This window comes from Sphingomonas sp. Leaf357, from assembly GCF_001423845.1.
GTDB lineage: Bacteria > Pseudomonadota > Alphaproteobacteria > Sphingomonadales > Sphingomonadaceae > Sphingomonas.
Genome location: NZ_LMPM01000001.1, coordinates 1,296,452 through 1,316,368, shown reverse-complemented (window position 1 = coordinate 1,316,368; position 19,917 = coordinate 1,296,452). Strand labels below are relative to the sequence as shown.

The window sequence follows — 19,917 nt, the reverse complement described above, 5'->3', positions numbered from 1 at the left end:
GCCGGCGCAAGCCGGATGATATGGCGGACAAAGATCCAGCACTTGCATTCATCGGTTTTGGAGAGGCCGGTGCGGCATTCGCGAGCGGCATAGGAATTGCCGCCATCGCCTACGATTGCGCGAACAAGGCCGAAGCGTGCCGAAGCCACGGCGTTGCTTTCGCCACCAGCAATGCCGCCGCCGTCCAGAATGCCGGATTGATCCTGTCGGTCGTCACCGCCGATCAGGCGCTGGCTGCCGCGCGAGAGACGGCGCGAGGCATCGTGCGGGATGCGCTGTATTGCGATTGCAACAGCGTCGCGCCCGATACCAAGCGCGCGGCGCGAGACGCGATCGAAGCCGCTGGCGGGCGGTATGTCGATGTGGCGGTGATGGCGCCGGTGCACCCGGCCGGACGCGGCGTGCCCTTGCTGGTGTCCGGCGCGCATGCCGAGGCCGGTGCCGCGGCGCTGCAGGCTGCGGGGTTTGCCAAGGTGCGGGTGGTGCCGGGCGAGGTCGGCCGCGCCTCGTCGATCAAGATGATCCGGTCGGTGATGGTCAAGGGGCTTGAGGCGCTGACCGCCGAATGCGTCCTCGCCGCCGATCGCGCCGGTGTCCTGGGCGAGGTGCTCGACTCGCTGGACGCCAGCCCGCCGCCGCCGGACTGGCATAGCCGCGCCGATTACAATCTTGAACGGATGATGGCGCACGGCCTGCGCCGCGCGGCCGAGATGGAGGAAGTGGTCAAGACACTCGATGCCCTTGGCACCGGCAGCGCGATGACGCGCGGCACGGTAGTGCGGCAACGGGCGATCGGCGCACTGACGATTGCCGCGCCCGCCACGCTGAACCAAAAACTCGCCGCGCTCGCCCGATCCGAGGCAGCGCCCAAACGACGGAATTTCGCATGACCACCGATACGTTCATCCGCAACGCCTGGTATGTCGCGGGATGGGATGCGGAGATCGACTCCGCACCGATTGCCCGCACGATCTGCGGCGTGCCGATGATGTTCTATCGCACGCTCGACCGGTCGGTGGTGGCGATGCGCGATGCCTGCCCGCATCGCATGCTGCCGCTGTCGATGGGCATCCGCGAAGGCGATTCGATCCGCTGCCGCTATCACGGCCTGAAACTTTCGCGCGACGGCGTGGCCGAGGAGATGCCGCTGAAGAGCGATGCGGCCAACCCGCGCATCTGCGTCGAGACGTACGTCGTGGCCGAGCGGCACCGCTTCGTCTGGGTCTGGGTCGGCGAGAAGGCGCTGGCCGATCCGGCGCTGATTCCGGACCTATGGCCATGTTCGGCGGATGGCTGGACGTTCGATGGCGGCTACAATCATGTCGGCTGCGATTACCGCCTGATGATCGACAATCTGATGGACCTGACGCACGAGACGCATGTCCATTCCGGATCGATCGGCCAGCCCGAACTGATGCACGCGCCGATCGACACGCGCGTCGATGGCGAGCGTGTCTTCGTCACGCGATGGATGCCGGGCGTCGATGCACCGCCGTTCTGGCGCGGCGCACTGAAGCAGGATGGGCCGGTCGATCGCTGGCAGATCTGCGAATTCATCGCCCCGTCTTCCGTGATCATCGATGTCGGCGTGGCGCCGGTGACGGGCGGCGCCACGGTCGAGGCCCATGACAGCGCGACGTGCGGCGGCGTGCGCGGCTTCGTGATCGATTCGATGACCCCGGAAAGCGCGACGAGCATGCACTATTTCTGGGGCATGGCGCGCAGCTTCGACATCGACGATGCCGGTTTCACCGCGCGGTTCAAGCGCGCGCAGGGCGGCGTCTTCGCTGAAGATGTCGAGATATTGGAGGCGCAGCAGGAGGCGATTCTCGCCAATCCCGACCTCAAGCTCACCGCGTACAATATCGATCAGGGCGGGGTGCGCGCGCGGCAGATCATCGCGCGCAAGATCGCTGCGCAGCGGACCGCGACCGCGACCGCCGAGGCGTAAACACCGGCCACGCGCCGAACACGTCCAAGTGCCCCGACACCTCGCGAAAACATTTGCACGTCCCGAAAAATAAGCTATGTATTATAGCAATTAGGAGGGAGTGTCATGGCAACCGTGATTTCTTCGGACGCGCATCGCGCATCCGCGACGTTCGATCGTCTGAACCCGATGACCGGGGCGGTCGCATCCACCGCATCGGCGGCGACCGTGGCCGATGCGGCGGCGGCCTGCGATGCCGCCGCCGCCGCCTTCCCGGCCTGGTCGGCACTCGGCCCCAACGCCCGCCGCGCGATCCTGACCAAGGCGGCCGCCGCGCTCGAAGCCCGCGCACCGCAGTTCATCGAGGCGATGATGACGGAAATCGGCGCCACCCAGGGTTGGGCCGGCTTCAACCTGATGCTCGCCGCCGGTATAGTGCGCGAAGCGGCGGCGATGACGACGCAGATCCAGGGCGAGGTGATCCCGTCCGACAAGCCCGGCTGCATCGCGATGGCACTGCGCGAGCCGGTCGGCGTGATGGTCGGCATCGCGCCGTGGAACGCGCCGATCATCCTTGGCGTGCGCGCGATCGCGATGCCGCTCGCCTGCGGCAATACCGTCATTCTGAAAGCGAGCGAGCAATGCCCGCGCACGCATGCCCTGATCGTCGAAGCGTTCGTGGAAGCTGGCATGGGCGACGGCATCGTCAATCTCGTCACCAACGCGCCCGAAGATGCCGGTGAGATCGTCGGCGCGCTGATCGATCATCCGGCGGTCCGGCGCATCAACTTCACCGGCTCCACACATGTCGGCAGGATCATCGCCAAGCGTGCGGCGGAGCATCTGAAACCGGTATTGCTCGAACTCGGCGGCAAGGCCCCGCTGATCGTACTGGACGATGCCGACCTCGACGAGGCGGTGAAGGCGGCCGCATTCGGCGCATTCATGAACCAGGGCCAGATCTGCATGTCGACCGAGCGCATAATCGTCGTCGACAGCGTGGCCGAAGCCTTTGCCGAGAAGTTCGCCGCGAAGGTCGGCTCGATGCCGGTCGGCGATCCGCGCGAGGGCAAGACGCCGCTCGGCGCGGTGGTCGATGCCAAGACCGTCGCGCATGTCCAGTCGCTGGTCTCGGACGCGCTGGGACACGGCGCGGTGCAGTTGAACGGCGGCGCGTCGGACGGTGTGTTGATGCCCGCGCATGTGATCGACAAGGTCACGCCCGAGATGAAACTGTTCCGCGACGAGAGCTTCGGACCCGTGGTCGGCATCGCCCGCGCGCGTGACGAAGCGCATGCCATCGCGCTCGCCAACGATACCGAATACGGCCTGTCCGCCGCGATCTTCACCCGAGACACCGCGCGCGGCCTGCGCATCGCCAGGGCCATCAAGTCCGGCATCTGCCATATCAACGGCCCGACCGTGCACGACGAAGCGCAGATGCCGTTCGGCGGGGTCAAATCGTCCGGTTACGGCCGCTTCGGCGGCAAGGCCGGGATCGACAGCTTCACCGAACTGCGCTGGATCACGATCGAGACGCAGCCCGGCCATTATCCGATCTGACGATCATTCCCCATATTTCGACACGAGGACATTCCATGACCGAATTGAGCAGCAACGGCACCGTCGCCTATGACGTGATCGATCGTATCGCCTGGGTTCGCTTCAACCGCCCCGAAAAGCGCAATTGCATGTCGCCGACGCTAAACCGCGACATGATGGAAGTGCTCGACGCGTTAGAATTCCGCGCGGATGTGGGCGTGCTGGTGCTGTCGGGCGAAGGCAGCGCCTGGTCCGCCGGCATGGACCTCAAGGAATATTTCCGCGAGACCGAGGCGAAGGGTCTCGGCGCGTCGCGACAGGCACAGCGCGAGAGCTATGGCTGGTGGCGCCGCCTGCGCTGGTATCAGAAGCCGACGATCGCGATGGTCAATGGCTGGTGTTTCGGTGGCGGATATGGCCCGCTGTTCGCCTGCGATCTCGCCTTCGCGGCGGAGGACGCGCAGTTCGGCCTCAGCGAGATCAATTGGGGCATCCTGCCAGGCGGCGGCGCGACCAAGGTGGCGACCGAATTGCTGCCGTTCCGCAAGGCGATGTACCATGCGATGATGGGCGAGAATGTCGACGGCGCGACCGCCGCCGAATGGGGCCTGGTCAACGAAGCGATGCCGCTCGACCAGCTCAAGACGCGCGTAACCGAGGTCGCAAGCGTTCTGCTCAAAAAAAATCCGGTGGCGTTGAAGGCGACGAAGGATGCGGTGCGGCGTGTTGGTGTGCTGAGTTATGACGACGCCGAGGACTATTTGATCCGCGCGCAGGAAGCGGCCAATTCCTACGACAATGAAGGTCGCAAGGAAGGCATCAAGCAGTTCATCGACGACAAGACCTTCAAACCCGGCCTCGGCGCCTACGACACGTCGAAGCAAAAGGCCTGAATTCAAACCGCCACCCGGCATCAGCCGGGTGGCGGTTCGACACGCGCATCGCACGCCTCACCCGGAGACCGACGTGACCATCGACACCGTGGCCCCTGCCGAAACGACGTCCGCTGAAGCCACCGGCGCGCGTTCGCTCGACCGTCTGCTCCGGCCCCGCTCGGTCGCGATCCTCGGCGCGTCGGACAAGCCCGGCGCGCTCGGCAACCAGGTGCTGGCGAATCTCGAGCGCCACGGCTTCGCCGGCGACATCTTCCTGATCAACCCGAAGCGCGACGAGATCGCCGGCCGCGCGTGCCTGCGCTCGGTCGCCGACCTGCCCGAAGGCGTGGACACGGCGGTGCTGGCCATTCCGGGCGGCGCGGTGCTGGACTCGGTCCGAGCGCTGGCGGCGCGCGGCGTCGGCGCGGCGGTGATCTTCTCGGCCGGGTTTGCCGAAGGCGGCGAGGAGGGGCTTGCCGCGCAACGCGAGGTGGCGCGCATCGCCGATGAAACCGGCATGATCATCGAAGGCCCGAACTGCCTGGGCATGACCAATTACGTCCACGGCATCCCACTGACCTTCGTCGAGACGCCGCCGATCCGGCTCGCCGGGCGGCCCGGGATCGGCATCGTGTCGCAATCGGGCGCGATGGCGGTCGTGCTCGGCACGACGCTGATGGCCAAGGATCTCGGCATCTCCGTCTCGGTCTCGACCGGCAACGAAGCGGCGAGCGGGGTCGAGGATTATGTCGACTATCTGCTCGACGATCCCGACACCCGCGCGATCGCGATGATCGTCGAACAATTCCGCAAGCCGGCGCGCTTCCTCGCGCTGGCGGCCCGCGCGCGCGCTATCGGCAAGCCGATCGTCCTGCTCCACCCGGGCCGCAGCAGCGCGGCGCGCGAGTCGGCCGCCACGCATACCGGCGCGATGGCCGGCGATTATCAGGTGATGCGCACCAAGGTGGAGCGCGCCGGGGTGATCCTGGTCGATGGCCTGGAGGAACTGGGCGACGTGATCGACATCGCGATACGCTGCGGTCCGGTTCCGACCGGCGGCACGGCGGTGCTGACCGAATCGGGCGCGTTCAAGGCGCTGACGCTCGACCTTTGCGAGACGCTCAATCTGGCTTTGCCAGCACCCTCCGCCGAGACCGAAGCGGCGTTGCGCGCGACGATGCCGGACTTCATTCCGGTCAGCAATCCGATGGACCTGACCGCGCAGGCTTTGGTCGACCCCGATCTCTACCGCCGTACCATGCAGCCGTTGCTGGCCGATCCGGCGTTCGGCAGCATCGTCCTCGGCATCATCCAGACCGACGAGGCGACCGCCCGCCTCAAGTTCGAACCGATCATCGCCGCGGTCGATGCGCTGAAGCCGCAAAAGCCAGTGATCTTCGCCGGCCTCGATGACGGCGCGCCGGTGCCGGCCGCCTATCTCGCCGGCCTGCGCGCACTGGGCGTACCGTATTTCCCCTCGCCCGATCGCGCGTTCCGCGCGCTCGCCCGGATCGCCGCCGCCAATGCGCGCGATTATACCGCCGCCGAGGATGCCCCCGTCGCCGCGACGCTGCCGCATCGCGGCGTGATCGCCGAATATCGCGCCAAGGCTTTGCTCGCCCCGCTCGGCATCCCCTTCCCCAAAGGCGATTTCACCGCGACGCCGGCAGAGGCAAAGGCGATCGCCGGACGGATCGGCTATCCGGTGGTGATCAAGGCCCAGGCGCAGGCGCTGTCGCACAAGAGCGATGCCGGCGGCGTGATCCTGAACCTGGCCGACGATGCCGCGCTGACCGAAGGCTGGGCGCGGCTCCACGCCAATGTCCGCGCTCATGCGCCGGATGTCGCGCTGGATGGCGTGCTGGTCGAGGCGATGGGCGCACGCGGCGTCGAACTGATCATCGGCGCGCGCAACGATCCCGATTGGGGGCCGGTGATCCTGGCCGGCTTCGGCGGCGTGCAAGCCGAGATCCTGCAGGACGTGCGCCTGCTCGCACCGGACCTGACGCGCGACGCGATCATCGTCGAATTGCGCATGTTGAAGAGCGGTGCGTTACTCGACGGCTGGCGCGGTTCTCCTGCGCTGGATGTCGGGGCGGTCGCCGATATCGTCATCGCGATCGGCCGGCTGCTGCGCGGTACGCCCGCGATCCGCGAGATCGATCTCAACCCGGTCGTCGTCTATCCCGAGGGCCAGGGTGCGGTCGCGCTGGACGCACTGATCCTCGCCGACGATCCGGCATGACTTTGCTGCCCACGCCACGACTGATCCCGGCGCTGGAGGCGACGGTGTCGATCGGCCTGCCGCTCGACCTCGGGCGGGTCGATGGCGCGCTACGGCGCTTCGTGCCGATCACCGGCGGCCATGTGGAGGGCCCGCGTTTCTCGGGCGAGATCCTGCCGGGTGGCGGTGATTGGCAGACGTGGCGCGGCGACGGAACGCTGGACGTCGTCGCCCGCTACACGCTGCGCGCCGATGATGGCGCGATCGTCTCGGTGTTCAACACCGGCTACCGCCGAGCATCGCCCGAGATCGCCGATCGCATCGCGGCGGGCGAGGAGGTCGATCCGGCGCGCTATTATTTCCGCACCACGCCGCGCTTCGAGGTGGCATCGGGCAGCCCGCATGGCTGGCTGGCGGAAACGGTGTTCGTCGCCACCGCCGCGCGGTATCTCGATCGCGTGGTGCTGTCGATCTTCGCGGTCGACTGACGCACCTCAGCTACGCTCCTTCGCCTCGATCCGCAGCAACAACGCGATCAGCCGCGCGCGATCGGCGACGCCCACGCCCAACAGCATCTCCTCTTCATGCACGCGGATGCGCGCGAGGCATTCGTCCAGCATGGCCTGGCCCGCCGGGCTGAGGCACAAGGCGAAAGCGCGACGATCGTCCTTCGACGCCCGGCGTTCGATCAGCTCGCGATCGACCAGTTCGTTGATCAGCGCCACCATGTTGGCGCGCTGTATGCCCAGTGCACGGCCCACCGCACCCTGGTTTATGTCGGGGTTGGCCGCGACCACCGACAGGATGCCGAACAGCACCTGCCGCATTCCGGTGCCCTCCAACGCGCGGGCGAAATCGGCGGCGAACACGGCCGACGCACGGCGCAGATGATAACCGGCGAACTCGCTCAACGCCCCCAGATCGACGCTGTCGTCGGGTGGATCCTGCGGCAGTGTCGCCATGGTCGTCGTCTCCCTGCGCGACCCCGGCCTATGTCGCTTCGCCCCTGTTGCCCAAAGCCAGCAGCGCAAGCAAGGCTATGACCGATCCCGACGCCATCAGGATCGCTACCGTCTGCAGCCCGTACCCGGCGGCGAACAGGAACCCGGCCAGCGCCGGGGCCAGGGCAGATCCGCCCCGCCCGACGCCGATCGCGAAGCCGGTGGCGGTCGCGCGCACGTCGGTCGGGAAGGATCGCGCGAGCAACGCGTACAGCCCGACGATCCCACCATTGGTGAAGAAACCGGTGATCGCGGCGATCCATGCCAGTTCGCCATAGCTGCCCTGCCCGCGCCCGAACCACGACACCATGATCGCCGACACCGCCATCGTCGCGATCGTCAGCGTGCGCACCTTGATTTTCGCGGTCAGCAGGCCGAGCAGCAGCGATCCCACCAGCCCGCCGCAATTGGCGAACACCAGGATGCTGCCAGCCGAGCTTGGCGCGAAGCCCATGTCAACGACGATCTTGGGGATCCATTTCAGCAGGAAGTAGAATGTCATCAGCTGCGCGGTGTAGGCCAGCGTGATCAGTAGCGTGATGCGCGCCAGAGCAGGCGAGAACAGGGCCGCCAGCGGCATCGCGGCGCCGACGGCCTTTTCCGGCGGCAGCGCATCGACCGTGCGATGCCCCATCCGCGCCAGCGTGCGGTTGACCGCCGCGAGCGTGCCGGGGCGGCGGCGCTGCAATTCGAATGCGATCGATTCCGGGGCGCGCCACAGCACGATCGGGATGAAGCATAAGGTGACGATCCCGCCGAACTGGAACACCACCGGCCAGTCGAAATGTCGGAGCAGCGCGGACGAGATCGACCCGCCGACGATCGCGCCGAGCGGATAGCCCGCCGCCATGATTACCACCGCAAGATTGCGCCGCGCGATGTTCGATGCCTCCGACACCGCGGCGTTGGTCGTCGCAAGCATGCCGCCGATGCCGAGGCCGGTGAGGACCCGCCAGATGGACAGCGTCACCACGTCGTGCGCGGTCGATGCCGCGAACATGCCGGCCGCCATCACGACGAGACAGCCCAGAATCGTGCGCCGCCGCCCGAACCGGTCCGCCACGCCGCCGAGCACGATCGAGCCGACCGCCATGCCGATCAACTCCATCGACAGGACGAGGCCCAACGCCGCGCGATCGATTCCCCAATCCTTGACGATCCCGGGCGACGCGAAGCTGATCGACAGCACGTCGAACCCGTCGAGCGCGTTCAGCCCGACCATGATCGCGACGACGACCCATTGGAACCGCGACATCGGCTCCCGATCGATGATCTCGCGTGGATCGTCTGCCATGGAATCCCCTCGTCTTTTTCGTTGCGCGGAGTATCGCGGCAAACGTTATGCGATGCAACAATGCTTCCGGCGCAGATTTACGCGAGCCATGCTGCCGCAGGGGCGTTATCACGCGACGCCATGGCGAAGAAGAACCGTTACCTGACCGCGACGATGGCCGACGGCTATGTGAAGACGATCGGCCCGACCGCCGCGCCCTTCACCCATTATTGGCGGATCGTCGCGCATGTTCGGGGTGGCAAGACCGAGGTGTTCTGGGGACATGCCAAATCGCTCAGGGAGGCGGCGGGCAAGAAGGAGGCCACCAAGGAGGCGGCGCGGCAGCGCGGCTGGGAACGTTTCGATTTCGAAGTGGTTGAACTCACCGAGACGTTCGGCTGACGGGTCGCCCACGAGTGGTCATTGCGGCGCCCGCAGCGTGATCCGGGTCATCTCAGACGGCCGGCCCAGGCGCAGCGCGAAGCCGGGCCACAACGCCGTGCCGTTGCTGACATAGAGCGTCATCCCCTCAACATCGTAGCGCCCTGACACGAAACCGCCATTTCCGTTCGCGACGAGGCGATCCAGCCCGACGATCATGCCGCCATGCGTATGACCCGACAGCTGGAGCGCGATGCCGCGCGCGGCCGCCCGCCGGGCGTTGCGCGGCTGGTGATCGAGCAGGAGGACGGGCACGTCGTTCGGCGCACCGGCAAGGGCCGCGCCGAGATCCGGACCGGCCTGCCCATGGCCCGGCGCGGACAAGTCCGTGACGCCGGCAAGAACGAGTCGGCCACCGCCGCGCTTCAGGATCGCGTGCGCATTCGGCAGCATGCGGATGCCCATGCCGGCAAGGTGCCGCATCCAGGCGGCATAATCGAAGAAATATTCGTGGTTGCCGGGGATCGCATAGACCCCGTCCGGCGCGCGCAGAGCGCCGAGCGGCGCCACGTCCCCACGGCGCATGTCGACCGAACCGTCGATGAAGTCGCCCGTCACGACGATCAGGTCGACGCCGGACGCATTGGCGCGATCGACCATTGCCCTCGCCCAGTTCGCCGGGAACAGGCGGCTCACGTGCAGGTCGGTCAGTTGCAGCAACCGATAACCGTCGAACTCCGGCGGCAGACCGCGGATCGCGACCTGGATTTCCTTCACCGGCGGGACGCGCAGTGCGTTCGCGACGGCGATCGCCGCGAGCAATGCCGCGCCGGCCGCGACAGCGTATCGCACCGTGTCGGGCACGCCGACCGCGCCCTGCCGCACCAGCATCGTCGCCAGCGTGCCGAGATCGAGCAGGATCTGCAGCACGGCGACCAGCACGATGACGCCGAACGCCCAATTGAACAGGATGACGATGAAGCGCGGAAATTCCGGCGCGAACACCGATCCCGAAGAGAGCCGGCTCCAGAAATGATATTGCGAGACGAAGAGCAGCAGCACCGCGATCGCGCCCTTGCTCCACAGCGGCAACGACAGCGGCCACAGCCAGCGGACGACGACGAGCAGGCTCGGAACGGCAAAGATAAGGTGAAAGATCGTCAGTCTCCGTCTGGCAGCCTAGCGCTGCGATTGCAGGCTTGTGTCACAGCGGCCGCTGCACCGAAAATGTTCCTCACAACAGCCATTCGATCGGCAGGTGCGACAGCGCCCATATGCCGGTGCGCTGCAGCCATGTCGTGCCCGGTTCGGTTCGGTGACGGATCTCGCGCCCACCGGTGCGTTCGATCCACATCAGGTCGCCGGCGTCGTCTAACACCACTTCATAGGCATCGAGCGGGATCGTGGTCGTGAAACTGTCCTGCAGCCGCTCGGCGAGCGGCGCGCTGTCGATGACGAAGCCGAGTTCCGTATTGAGGTGCATCGAGCGCGGATCGAAATTGAACGATCCGACGAACAGGTGGCGGCGATCGACCGTGAAGGTCTTGGCGTGCAGCGTGGATTTGCTCGACCGCAGCACGGTGCCGGTGGGCGACCCCGAGCCCGAGCCCGAGCCGGTGATGCCGAAGCCGGAGCCTGCGCCCAGGATATTGCGCGACGACGCCGTCTCGCCGTCTCCCGCCGGACGGCGCATCTCGAACAGGTGCACCCCGCCGCGCAACAGCGCCTTGCGCCGATGCGCATAGCCGGCATGGACGATGCCGACATCGGTCGCCTCCAGCGCGTTGCTCATGATGCTGACGCCGACCCCGTCGCGGGCTAGTTTGACGAACGCCTCCTCGCCCGCCTTGGTCGGCACGAAATAGCCCGATACTAGCCCGAGTTCGCTGGTTGGCGTGCCGATGATCCTGGCCAGCGCCGTGGTCAGCAGGCCCCGGGGGCCGGCCTTGCCCAGCGTCTTGGCCGGGTCGTCGCACACCATCCGCACCGGTGCCCATTCGAAGGGCAGCGTACCCGCCTTGGCCTGTTCGATGAACGGAAGCGCTCGGATCGCCTCGACATAGGCCCGTGCCGCCGGGTCGCGGGTGGACCGGTGGGCGGCGGCGGCGATCTCCGCCATCCGCTCGGCCCCGACCGCCGGCAGGATGCGGGCGGCGGGATAGGCGGATTGGCTCGCCCAATATTGATCGAACTCGTCCGAGACGTCGGCCACCGCAGATCCGACCGCCAGCACGTCGAGATCGGCGAACAGTCCCTGGTCGCGCGCGCCGAAATATTCGTCGCCGACGTTGCGGCCGCCGATGATCGTCATCTGGTTGTCGGCGGTGAAGCTCTTGTTGTGCATGCGCCGGTTGAGCCGGGGAAAGTCCGCGAGATAACCGATCGCCTTGGGGCGGCGCACGACGAACGGATTGTACAGCCGCACCTCGATATTCAGATGGGCGTCCAGCGCGGCGAACGGCACGTCGAGCCCGGCGATGCCGTTGTCGTCGACCAGCAGGCGCACGCGTACGCCGCGATCGGCGGCGGCGTGGATCTCCTCGAGCAGCAGCGATCCCGAGAGATCGCCGTGCCAGATGTAATATTGCACATCCAGGCTACGCGTCGCCGACCGCGCCAGCAACACCCGCGCGGCAAAGGCGCTGCGCCCGTCGTCGAGCATGTGCAGCCCGGTCAATCCGGGATGCGCCGCCGCCACCGCCGCGACACCGCGCCCGAGCGGCGTATCCTGCGTGTCGCGCAACGCCCGCGAGGGCCGGCGCGGTTCCAGCTTCGGGAGCGGATTGAACAGGCGGATCGCGAAGCCGGTGACGATCGTCGCCAGCAGCAGGACGGCGATGATCCGCAGCACGATCACCCGTCAGGCTTTCTTGCCGAACATTCGCGACAGCGGCGGCACGAGGAGCGCGAGCACCCCGCCGACCATAAGCCCAACCAGAGCGGAGGCGACCGCGAAGCCGAGCCACGCCCCGAGGCCGGGCGCGAACGGCATCAGCCCGGCGATCGCGTCGCCCACCGCCTCCGCCGCATGCGGGATGGTTTCGAGATGGAATTCCTCCAGCCCATGGATCAGGATGCCGCCGCCGACCCACAGCATCGCGGCCGTGCCGATCTTCGCCAGCACCGCAAGTACCACCGGCATGCCCTTGACCAGACCACGCCCGACGGCGGGCAGCACCCCGCCCGACCGCCGGGCGAGATGCAGGCCGATATCGTCCATCTTAACGATCAGCCCGACCACGCCATAGACGCCACCGGTGATCAACAGCGACACCGCGATCAGCGCCGCCGCCTGCGTGCCGATCGACCGGTCCGCAACTTCGGACAGCGCGATCGCCATGATCTCCCCCGACAGGATCAGGTCGGTACGGATCGCTCCGCCCACCTTGCGATTCTCGATCTCCTCGGCCGTCTCGCTCGTCTCGGTCTCGTCGGTGGCGGCGTGGCCGTGGCCGAGCAGCGCGCCGAGGATCTTCTCCGCGCCCTCATAGGAAAGGTACAGGCCGCCGAGCATCAGGATCGGCGTGATCGCCCAGGGCAGGAACGCGCTGAGCAGCAATGCCGCCGGCAACAGGAACAGCAGCTTGTTGCGCAACGATCCTTTCGCGATCCGCCAGATGATCGGCAATTCACGCGCCGGGGTCAGCCCGGAGACGTATTTCGGCGTGACCGCGGCATCGTCCACCACGACGCCGAACGCCTTGGACGATGCCTTCATCGATGCGGCGGCGATATCGTCGACCGAGGCCGCCGCCAGCCGGGCGATCGCGGCGACATCGTCGAGCAGGGCTACGAGGCCGGTGGGCATGACGTCTGTTTCCTGATTGGGGTGTCGACACCCGTTGTAGGGTTTGCGCCCGTCATGCAATTGCCGACCGGTCGCATGCAGTAGCGTAACGACTTTCGCCACGTTCCGTTCAATGCCGGGCGGTGAAGATTGCACGCGAAACCGACATGGCCTGACGCGGGCAGCGGTGATAGTCGATGGCGGTGCGCAGTCATCGCCCCTCATGCCCGCAGGCGCAGCGATGGTGACCCGCGCACAACAGGCCGCGCTGAACCTGGTCGAGGCGCGCGGCCTGCGCGCGGCGGGCCAGTCCTATCGCGAGATCGGCCGGCATCTCGGACTCAGTTCCGGGCAACTCGGCCATATCCGCCGCGCGCTGAAGCGGGAAAAGGCCGGCCGGACGCGGCTGCTCAACGCCATGCCGGACGCCGCCGAGCGCGATCTGCCGATCGGCCGGTCGGTCCTCCCCTCGGGCTTGCGCCGCTTGCTGACCTCGGCCGGCTACCGCACGCTCGGCGATCTCGCCGACCGACTGGCCGATCCCGATCTTCCCGGCCTCCAGATCCTGCCCGGCATCGGCCCGCACCGCGCGCGCATGATCGACGCGCTGCTCGACCATTATGGATTGCGCGAGGGGTCCGGCGATCTGCAGGCCGAGATCGAACGGCTATTTCCGGAACTGTCGGCACCCGCCGATCAGGCCCGGTAGAACGGGCACGGGGCAGAACCAGAGCACGTGATCCGCGTCCTGCCCATTCGTTCAGAACCCGACGCTGATCGTGCCGAACACCTGGCGCGGCGCGAGCGGGAATTGGTTGAACGTGCCGGAAGCCGCGCCGATCGACAGGGTGGACGCGCCGGTCTTGTCGGTAATGTTTGTGACGTTGAGGCTCAGCGACACGGTCTTGACGACCGACCCCCGCGACAGCGGGATCTGTGCGCCGATCCGGCCGGCCAGCGTGAAGTAGCCCGGCACCGAAAGGTCGTTGGTGAAGGTCGCGAACCTCTTGCCGAGATAATCGCCGACCAGCTGAACATCGAACATGCCGTAATTCGCCGACACGACCGTCTTGTTCAGCCAGGCCGGCGACGCCGGCACCTTCTTGCCCGCGGTCGGCACCACCGTCTGCGCGATGCCGACGAGGTAATTCTGCTGGAAGCGCGAATTGTTGTACGACAGCGCGTTGTAGATCGAGACATGCGACCCGAAGCGCAGCGTGCCGGCGATATCCACGCCGTCCGTCTTCACGCTGCCGACATTGTTCACGATCGCCGCACCGCTGATGATCGAGGTGATCACCGTCGTCGGGCTGATGGCGAGCAGGCGATTGCTGAAATCGACGTGATAATAGCTGATCTGCCCCTCGAAGCCGCTGAGCGGCCCGAGATCGAGCGACGCCCGCGTGCGCAGGCCGCCCTCATAGGTCCAGCTCGTCTCAGGCTTCACCGTGCGCTTGAAATCGTCGAACACCTGCTGGCTGCCGAGCGCGAAGGGCGAGAGACCGGTTGCGGCGCTGGTCTGGAACTGGCGGATGTTCTGCTGCGCGTTGACGAACACCTGCGTGCTGGCGCTGACGTCCCACAGCGCGCCGATCTGCGGCAGAAACACCTTGTCGGTGTTGATCCGCCCGACCGGCAGCGCGGTCGAATTGCTGAACGATCCGGGGATCGGCTGAACCGGCACGGACTGCGTCGCCTTCTGGAACGTGCTCTTGAAGCCGGCCAGTACGGTGACGCTGGGCAGGACATGCCAGCTGTCCTGGATATGCGTCTGGATCTCGTCGACGCGGATCTCGCTGCCATATTGCGTGATCAGCGGCGTCAGCGTGTCGCCCGGACGCTGATAGGGCGTCGAGGGATTGTTGACGTCGAGCGCGTACCAACGCCGGAACGCGGACGAACTCTGATGCTCGTACCAGCCGCCGAGTTCGATTTTGTGGTCGCCGAGTTCGGCGGTGAGCGTGGAGAGGAGGCCGCCGCGATCGATGCGATATTCGGTCGTCCGCGTGGCGAAGCCCGATCCGCCGAAGATACCGGTCAGCCGCGCCAGATTGGCCGCGCTCGTCGGGTTGCTGTCCGCCGGATTGGGAAAATAATAGGAGAACAGCCCCGGCAGGCCGGCGACGTCGATCGGCCCCGCCACCACGCCGACACCGTCATTGTGATGATAATAGGCCTGGTTCGACCACGTGATCCGATCGCTCACCTTCCAGTCGTATTTGATATAGCCGAGATAGTCGGTGCGCTGCGCATCGCTGTAGTAATTGCGATAGTTCGATCCCGCAGACCGATATGCGCCGGACGACAGATAGGTGCGCGCGGCGGTGGAATCGGGATAGAGGAACGGGCGCGTGTAGGGGGCGGTCGCGCGGTTCGCCGGGGTGATGACGGTCGCATCCTCGTTCGGTTCGGTCTTGTCGGAATAGGCACCGTAGATCGTCAGCGTGCCGATCGAATCGTCGTGCACGAACTTGCCGTTGGCCTGGTATCCGCCCTGCCTGCCGTTGAAATCCCACGCGCGGCCATCCTGCCGCACGCCCGACAGATAGAGCGAATTGCCATTGCCGAACGTGCCGGTATCGACGCGGACGAAGGTGCGGAAGCTGGAATAGCTGCCCACCGTCTGCGCGATCGTGGCACCCCGTTCCGCCTTCGGATCGCTGGAGAAGGTGTCGATCGTGCCGCCGAGGTTGCTGGTCGATGCGGTGCCGAGATCGCCCGCGCCGCTCGCCAGCGTCACGCGACCGACATTCTCCGAGATGATCGCGCGCTGTGGCGAAAGGCCGTTGTAATTGCCGTAGGTCTGGTCGCCCAGCGGCACGCCGTCGAGCGTGTAGCCCAGCTGCTGCGCGTTGAAGCCGTGCACGAACAGCGAGATATTCTGTTCGTTATTGCCCCACGGATCGGCGGTGAGGAAGGTGACGCCGGGCAGCGTCTGCAGCGCCTTCAGCGGGCTGACGCCGGGCAGGATCTTCTGAATCTCGATCGCGGAAATCTGGCTGACCGAGCGCGTGGTGCGGCCGGTGACGACGATCTCGCCCGCCTGCGCATCCTCGCCCGTCGGCTCGTCGGGGATCGCAGCGGGGGTCGCGGCAACCGGTGCCGGCGCATCCTTCGCAAACGCCGCGCCCGCCGGCAGGAGTGAGGCAGCCGCTACGCCGCCGAGCAGCCGCACGATCGAATTCCGCATGATGATGTCCCCAATCGAGCCCGTTGGTCGGGCCGTCCGTTGGGGCGCGGTTAGGCGTCAATTGCGACGCATTTCGTAAGGTACGGTTGCAGTTCCGTGAATCCTGCTGAAAAGCGCGACCGTCACCGGTTCGTAACGGCCGCGATATTGTCGTCGCCGTTGCGGTCGATGTAGAAATTGTAGGGATCCACGCCGGCGAAAGCGGGCTTGCGCTTCGTCACGATCCTGACGGTCTGTTCCCCGGACACGATCGGGCGGCGTTCCTTGAGGATAACGTCCTTGGCGGCAAAACTGCCCAAGCCGGGGCGCTGGTCGAAGACGCCCACGTCGATCGTGTCGGCAAGCGGCGCCTCCTTCTCCACGCCCGTCCCGCTGGCGTAATATTTGGCGGCATCGATCGTCACGATCGTTTCGTAGGTGCCGTCGGGCAGTCTCCGCGTCTCGGCCGATTTCGCCTTCAGATCATAGACCGTAATGCGATCGACCAGATCGAGCACCAATTGCCGCTCCGCCGGATTTCGCGCCAGCGACAGGAAGCCGGCGACGAGGTCGAGCGAGCGCGGGTATGGCTTGCCCTTGAAGCGATAGCGATCGAGCAGTCCGCGCAGCATCGCGTTGACGCGCGCCTCGCCCAGACGATCCTGCAGCAGGTACATCACCAGCGAACCCTTGCGGTAGTGAATGTAGCCCTGATTCTCGACCCGATCGAGCGGCACTTCCTCTACCGTCTCGCCACCGCGCGAGCGCAGGTAGGAATCGAGTTCGTATTTCAGGAAGCGGCGGATCTTATCGTCGCCATATTGGTGTTTCATCACCATCAGCGCGGAATATTGCGCCATCGTCTCGATCAGCATCGTTCCGCCCTGCATGTCGGCGCTGACCAGCTGATGGCCCCAATATTGATGGCCGAGTTCATGCGCGGTGACATAGCTGACATAGTCGATCCGGTCGGGATCCCGCGTGTCGGCGATGAAGCCGATCCGTTCCGAATAGGGGATCGTGCCGGCAAAGGCCTGCGCGAAGCTGGCATAGCCGGGGAATTCCAGGATACGGGCGTAATCGAACTGATACGGCCCGAAATTGGCGCGATAGTAACGCAGCGAACGCTGCATCGCGTCGAGCATGCGATCCACGTTATAGGCGTGCTGCGGATCGTAGAACACGGTCAGCTTCGTGCCGTCCACGGCGCGCGACTTCTCGGCATACGCGGCGGATTGCACGGAGAAGAAGGCGAGGATCGGCACGGTGGAGACGAACCGCGCGGTGCGCCGCCCGCCGCTCGTCGTATCGGCGACCTTGCGGCCGGGTGCCACTGGCACCTGCCCGGCGATGGTCGAGACGGTGATGTCGGAGCGAACCCAGGGTGCGTTGCCCAGCAAGTTGCGCGCCTGGGCGGAGCGGTCCTCCAGCTTGGCCGGACGCAATTCGGCGGACAGGCCGTATTTGCGACGCTTGGCGCGGTCCCGCATCAACCCGTCCTGGCTCATGCCGAAGATCGGCGCGAACTCGCCATTGTTGAGGAAGGTGCCGTTGCCGACGACGCGCGTGTCGTCGTTATTGGCGACCAGCCCGCGCTGCCAGCGCGTGGACCGGAACGTCATCGTGCCGCGCGCACCCGGTGCCAGCGGCGTCGCGAACCGGTAGATGCGATAGTGCAGATCCGCGTCGTCCATCACCAGCCGCGCCCCCGGGATGGCGACCGCGCCGAGTCGGGTCTGGTCGTCCATCAGACGCACGTGCAGGTCCGAGAGCGGCGCGCCGGTGTCGTTGACGAAATCGTACCTGCCGTCCGCCTCCATCCGGCGCTGATCGGGATACAGCGCGACGTTCAGCCGCATGTCGGTGATCGAAGGCTGCTTCAGCGTGGCGTATTTGAGGTATTTCTTCTCATACTCCGCCAGCCGCTTTTCGCCGTCCTGCGTGGTGCGGTACGTGTTGATCACGTCCATGTCGCGGTACAGATACGCGCCGCTCGCCGCCGTGACGACCAACGCGCCGACCAGCACCGCGCCCGGCGCGCCGAGCAACCGGCGCGGCGCCTGGCGCAGCCGCACCTTCAACCGGGTCTCCGTGCCCCGCCGCCACAGCAGATGCGCGAAGACGCACAAGGCCAGCGCGGCCGAGCCCCAATAGAGCCGCAACCACCACGCGCGCGGTCCGCCGACCTCGGCCCCGTTCATGTCCGACAGCTGCACTGTGCCGGTGCTGCCATATTGATAGAGCGGGTGTTCGAACCCCATGCTGACGAGCGTGATCGTGGCGACGAGGTAGACGACCATAATCGCCCAGCCGACATATTTGTTCGGGCTGAGCGCCTGGACGAATACCGCGAGGATCGCGAGGATCAGCGCATCCACCGTCATCGGCAGCACCCACCACGCGAAATAATGGCCGAGTGCCAGATCGGTCTGCCCGCGCGCCAATTGGATCGTGCACGCCATGATCACCGACATGACGATCGTCGCGAACAGCACGCCGGTAACGGCCAGCACCTTGGGCACCAGATAGGCCCAGTTGGGCAGCGAGGTCGCATCGACGATCTCATGCATGCCGCGTTCGCGATCGCGCCAGACCAGTTCGCCCGAATAATAGATCGCGATGATCAGCGGGATGATGCTGAAACTGCCCTCCAGCGTGCCGATCACCGCGAAGGTCAGCTGGCGGATCGGCGCACCGAACATCTCGTTGGCGAACAGCAGCCCGCCCAGCGTGTTGAACAGGCCGACGATCAGCAGCACGATGAAGGCCGGCCCGCGGAACACCAACGCCATCTCGAACCGGCAGCGCGCGATCAGCCGCGTCCAGCCGGCCTGCGACGAGCGCGCGGGCGGCAGGCGATCGACGATCGCCGGCGCGGTCGCCGCCAGTTTCGCAGCGGTGCGTTGCTGGCGGCGCAGCTTGCGCTTCGACACGCCGCGCTCGGTGAACGAGAAGCGGGCATAGGCGACGACCAACGCGACCAGGGCGACGCCGATCGCGATCAACCGGTTCCACAGGATCACCCCGGCGAACGCGGGCATCCCGGCATTCGCCTCGCTCGCCGTCCAGTATCGCGTTGTGGTGGTGAACGCGCCGATGCCGAACAGTTCGAAATAGCTGCCGGTCGGGCGCCACTCGGGCTTCGCGCGCAAGGTCGCGGTCAGCGCGATGTACAGCATCAGGAAGACGACGACGCCGAGATAGGAATACATCATCGATCGCGTCATCGTCGCGACCGCGAAGAAGATCGCCGAGGTCAGGAAGATGCTGGGCAGGCCGAGCAGGAAATACGCATAGGCATAATCGCGCAACCGGTTCGGCCCGAGCGTCTCGGCATCGACCCATGGCATCAGCGATCCCAGCCAGATCGCCAGCGGCACCGCCGCGAAGGCGAGCGACGCGGCGACGAACGCGCCGAGGAAGCGGGCGATCAGGTAGTCGAACTTGCTCACCCGGGTGACGCGCACCATCGGCCCGAACCCGCTTTCGTCGTCGCGCACGATCACGTTGGCGACGAAGGCGGTCGTCACGAACATGAAGAACAGCGACATGATCTGGTGGATCTGCGCGATCGCGACCGGCGCGTTCTTGTGGATGTTGGCACCGCTGCCGATCTTGATCTGGTCGATCGTGATCGAACCGAAGGTCAGCAGGAAGAACAGGATCGAGACGGTCCAGAAGACGGGATTGCGCAATTGATAGCGCAGCTCGAAGCGGGCGATCTGGCCGAACATT

Annotated in this window: 15 protein-coding genes; 8 read left to right on the top strand and 7 right to left on the bottom strand. The window is 66.2% G+C overall.

Annotation, left to right across the window (positions count from 1 at the left end; genetic code table 11):
- Nucleotides 1-20 precede the first annotated feature (20 nt).
- The 6 genes from ASG11_RS06120 (at nucleotide 21) to ASG11_RS06095 (ending at nucleotide 7,059) form a co-directional block, all read left to right on the top strand.
- On the top strand, nucleotides 21-890 hold the full coding sequence (locus ASG11_RS06120) for an NAD(P)-dependent oxidoreductase (RefSeq protein ID WP_055776501.1): 870 nt from the start codon (nucleotides 21-23) through the stop codon (nucleotides 888-890).
- Nucleotides 887-1,951, top strand: a complete 1,065-nt coding sequence (locus tag ASG11_RS06115) for an aromatic ring-hydroxylating dioxygenase subunit alpha (protein WP_055776498.1) — start codon at nucleotides 887-889, stop codon at nucleotides 1,949-1,951. Before ASG11_RS06120 ends, ASG11_RS06115 begins: the two co-directional genes overlap by 4 nt.
- 105 nt (nucleotides 1,952-2,056) lie before the next feature.
- Nucleotides 2,057-3,493 (top strand): aldehyde dehydrogenase, encoded by a 1,437-nt coding sequence (locus ASG11_RS06110; RefSeq protein WP_055776495.1) that lies wholly within the window; start codon nucleotides 2,057-2,059, stop codon nucleotides 3,491-3,493.
- A 35-nt stretch (nucleotides 3,494-3,528) separates the two neighbouring features.
- Nucleotides 3,529-4,365 (top strand): p-hydroxycinnamoyl CoA hydratase/lyase, encoded by an 837-nt coding sequence (locus tag ASG11_RS06105; protein WP_055776492.1) that lies wholly within the window; start codon nucleotides 3,529-3,531, stop codon nucleotides 4,363-4,365.
- Nucleotides 4,366-4,444: 79 nt separating this feature from the next.
- Nucleotides 4,445-6,592, top strand: coding sequence for an acetate--CoA ligase family protein (locus ASG11_RS06100; protein WP_443024475.1), 2,148 nt, complete (start codon nucleotides 4,445-4,447; stop codon nucleotides 6,590-6,592).
- Nucleotides 6,589-7,059: a DUF3237 domain-containing protein gene (locus ASG11_RS06095; RefSeq protein WP_055776489.1), complete on the top strand. Its 471-nt coding sequence runs from the start codon at nucleotides 6,589-6,591 to the stop codon at nucleotides 7,057-7,059. The genes ASG11_RS06100 and ASG11_RS06095 overlap by 4 nt, the downstream gene beginning before the upstream one ends.
- Before the next feature lie 6 nt (nucleotides 7,060-7,065).
- Here ASG11_RS06095 and ASG11_RS06090 read toward each other — a convergent pair whose 3' ends face one another.
- Together ASG11_RS06090 and ASG11_RS06085 are read right to left on the bottom strand one after the other, a co-directional pair.
- Nucleotides 7,066-7,533: a MarR family winged helix-turn-helix transcriptional regulator gene (locus ASG11_RS06090; RefSeq protein WP_055776486.1), complete on the bottom strand. Its 468-nt coding sequence runs from the start codon at nucleotides 7,531-7,533 to the stop codon at nucleotides 7,066-7,068.
- Between the two features lie 28 nt (nucleotides 7,534-7,561).
- On the bottom strand, nucleotides 7,562-8,866 hold the full coding sequence (locus ASG11_RS06085; protein WP_055776483.1) for an MFS transporter: 1,305 nt from the start codon (nucleotides 8,864-8,866) through the stop codon (nucleotides 7,562-7,564).
- A 120-nt stretch (nucleotides 8,867-8,986) separates the two neighbouring features.
- On the opposite strand from ASG11_RS06085, the gene ASG11_RS06080 reads away from it, so the two are divergent.
- On the top strand, nucleotides 8,987-9,247 hold the full coding sequence (locus tag ASG11_RS06080; protein WP_055776480.1) for a hypothetical protein: 261 nt from the start codon (nucleotides 8,987-8,989) through the stop codon (nucleotides 9,245-9,247).
- 18 nt (nucleotides 9,248-9,265) lie between these two features.
- Here ASG11_RS06080 and ASG11_RS06075 read toward each other — a convergent pair whose 3' ends face one another.
- The 3 genes from ASG11_RS06075 to ASG11_RS06065 all read right to left on the bottom strand — a co-directional run bounded on the left by ASG11_RS06075 (nucleotide 9,266) and on the right by ASG11_RS06065 (nucleotide 13,034).
- The gene (locus tag ASG11_RS06075; RefSeq protein WP_236697402.1) at nucleotides 9,266-10,318 is read right to left on the bottom strand and encodes a metallophosphoesterase; all 1,053 of its coding nucleotides are present in this window, start codon (nucleotides 10,316-10,318) and stop codon (nucleotides 9,266-9,268) included.
- A gap of 142 nt (nucleotides 10,319-10,460) precedes the next feature.
- Nucleotides 10,461-12,083: a phospholipase D family protein gene (locus ASG11_RS06070; RefSeq protein WP_082472623.1), complete on the bottom strand. Its 1,623-nt coding sequence runs from the start codon at nucleotides 12,081-12,083 to the stop codon at nucleotides 10,461-10,463.
- Between the two features lie 3 nt (nucleotides 12,084-12,086).
- A complete protein-coding gene (locus ASG11_RS06065; protein WP_055776474.1) occupies nucleotides 12,087-13,034 on the bottom strand; it encodes a DUF808 domain-containing protein in 948 nt (315 codons plus the stop codon).
- A 220-nt stretch (nucleotides 13,035-13,254) separates the two neighbouring features.
- Here ASG11_RS06065 and ASG11_RS06060 point away from each other — a divergent pair, with 220 nt between their 5' ends.
- Entirely contained in the window at nucleotides 13,255-13,722 is a 468-nt protein-coding gene (locus ASG11_RS06060; RefSeq protein ID WP_055776472.1) for a hypothetical protein, read from the top strand.
- 51 nt (nucleotides 13,723-13,773) lie between these two features.
- On the opposite strand, the gene ASG11_RS06055 is transcribed toward ASG11_RS06060, so the two are convergent.
- Together ASG11_RS06055 and ASG11_RS06050 are read right to left on the bottom strand one after the other, a co-directional pair.
- A complete protein-coding gene (locus ASG11_RS06055; protein WP_055776469.1) occupies nucleotides 13,774-16,203 on the bottom strand; it encodes a TonB-dependent receptor in 2,430 nt (809 codons plus the stop codon).
- A 122-nt stretch (nucleotides 16,204-16,325) separates the two neighbouring features.
- Nucleotides 16,326-19,916, bottom strand: a complete 3,591-nt coding sequence (locus tag ASG11_RS06050) for an ABC transporter permease/M1 family aminopeptidase (RefSeq protein WP_055776465.1) — start codon at nucleotides 19,914-19,916, stop codon at nucleotides 16,326-16,328.
- Between the last annotated feature and the right edge of the window lies 1 nt (nucleotide 19,917).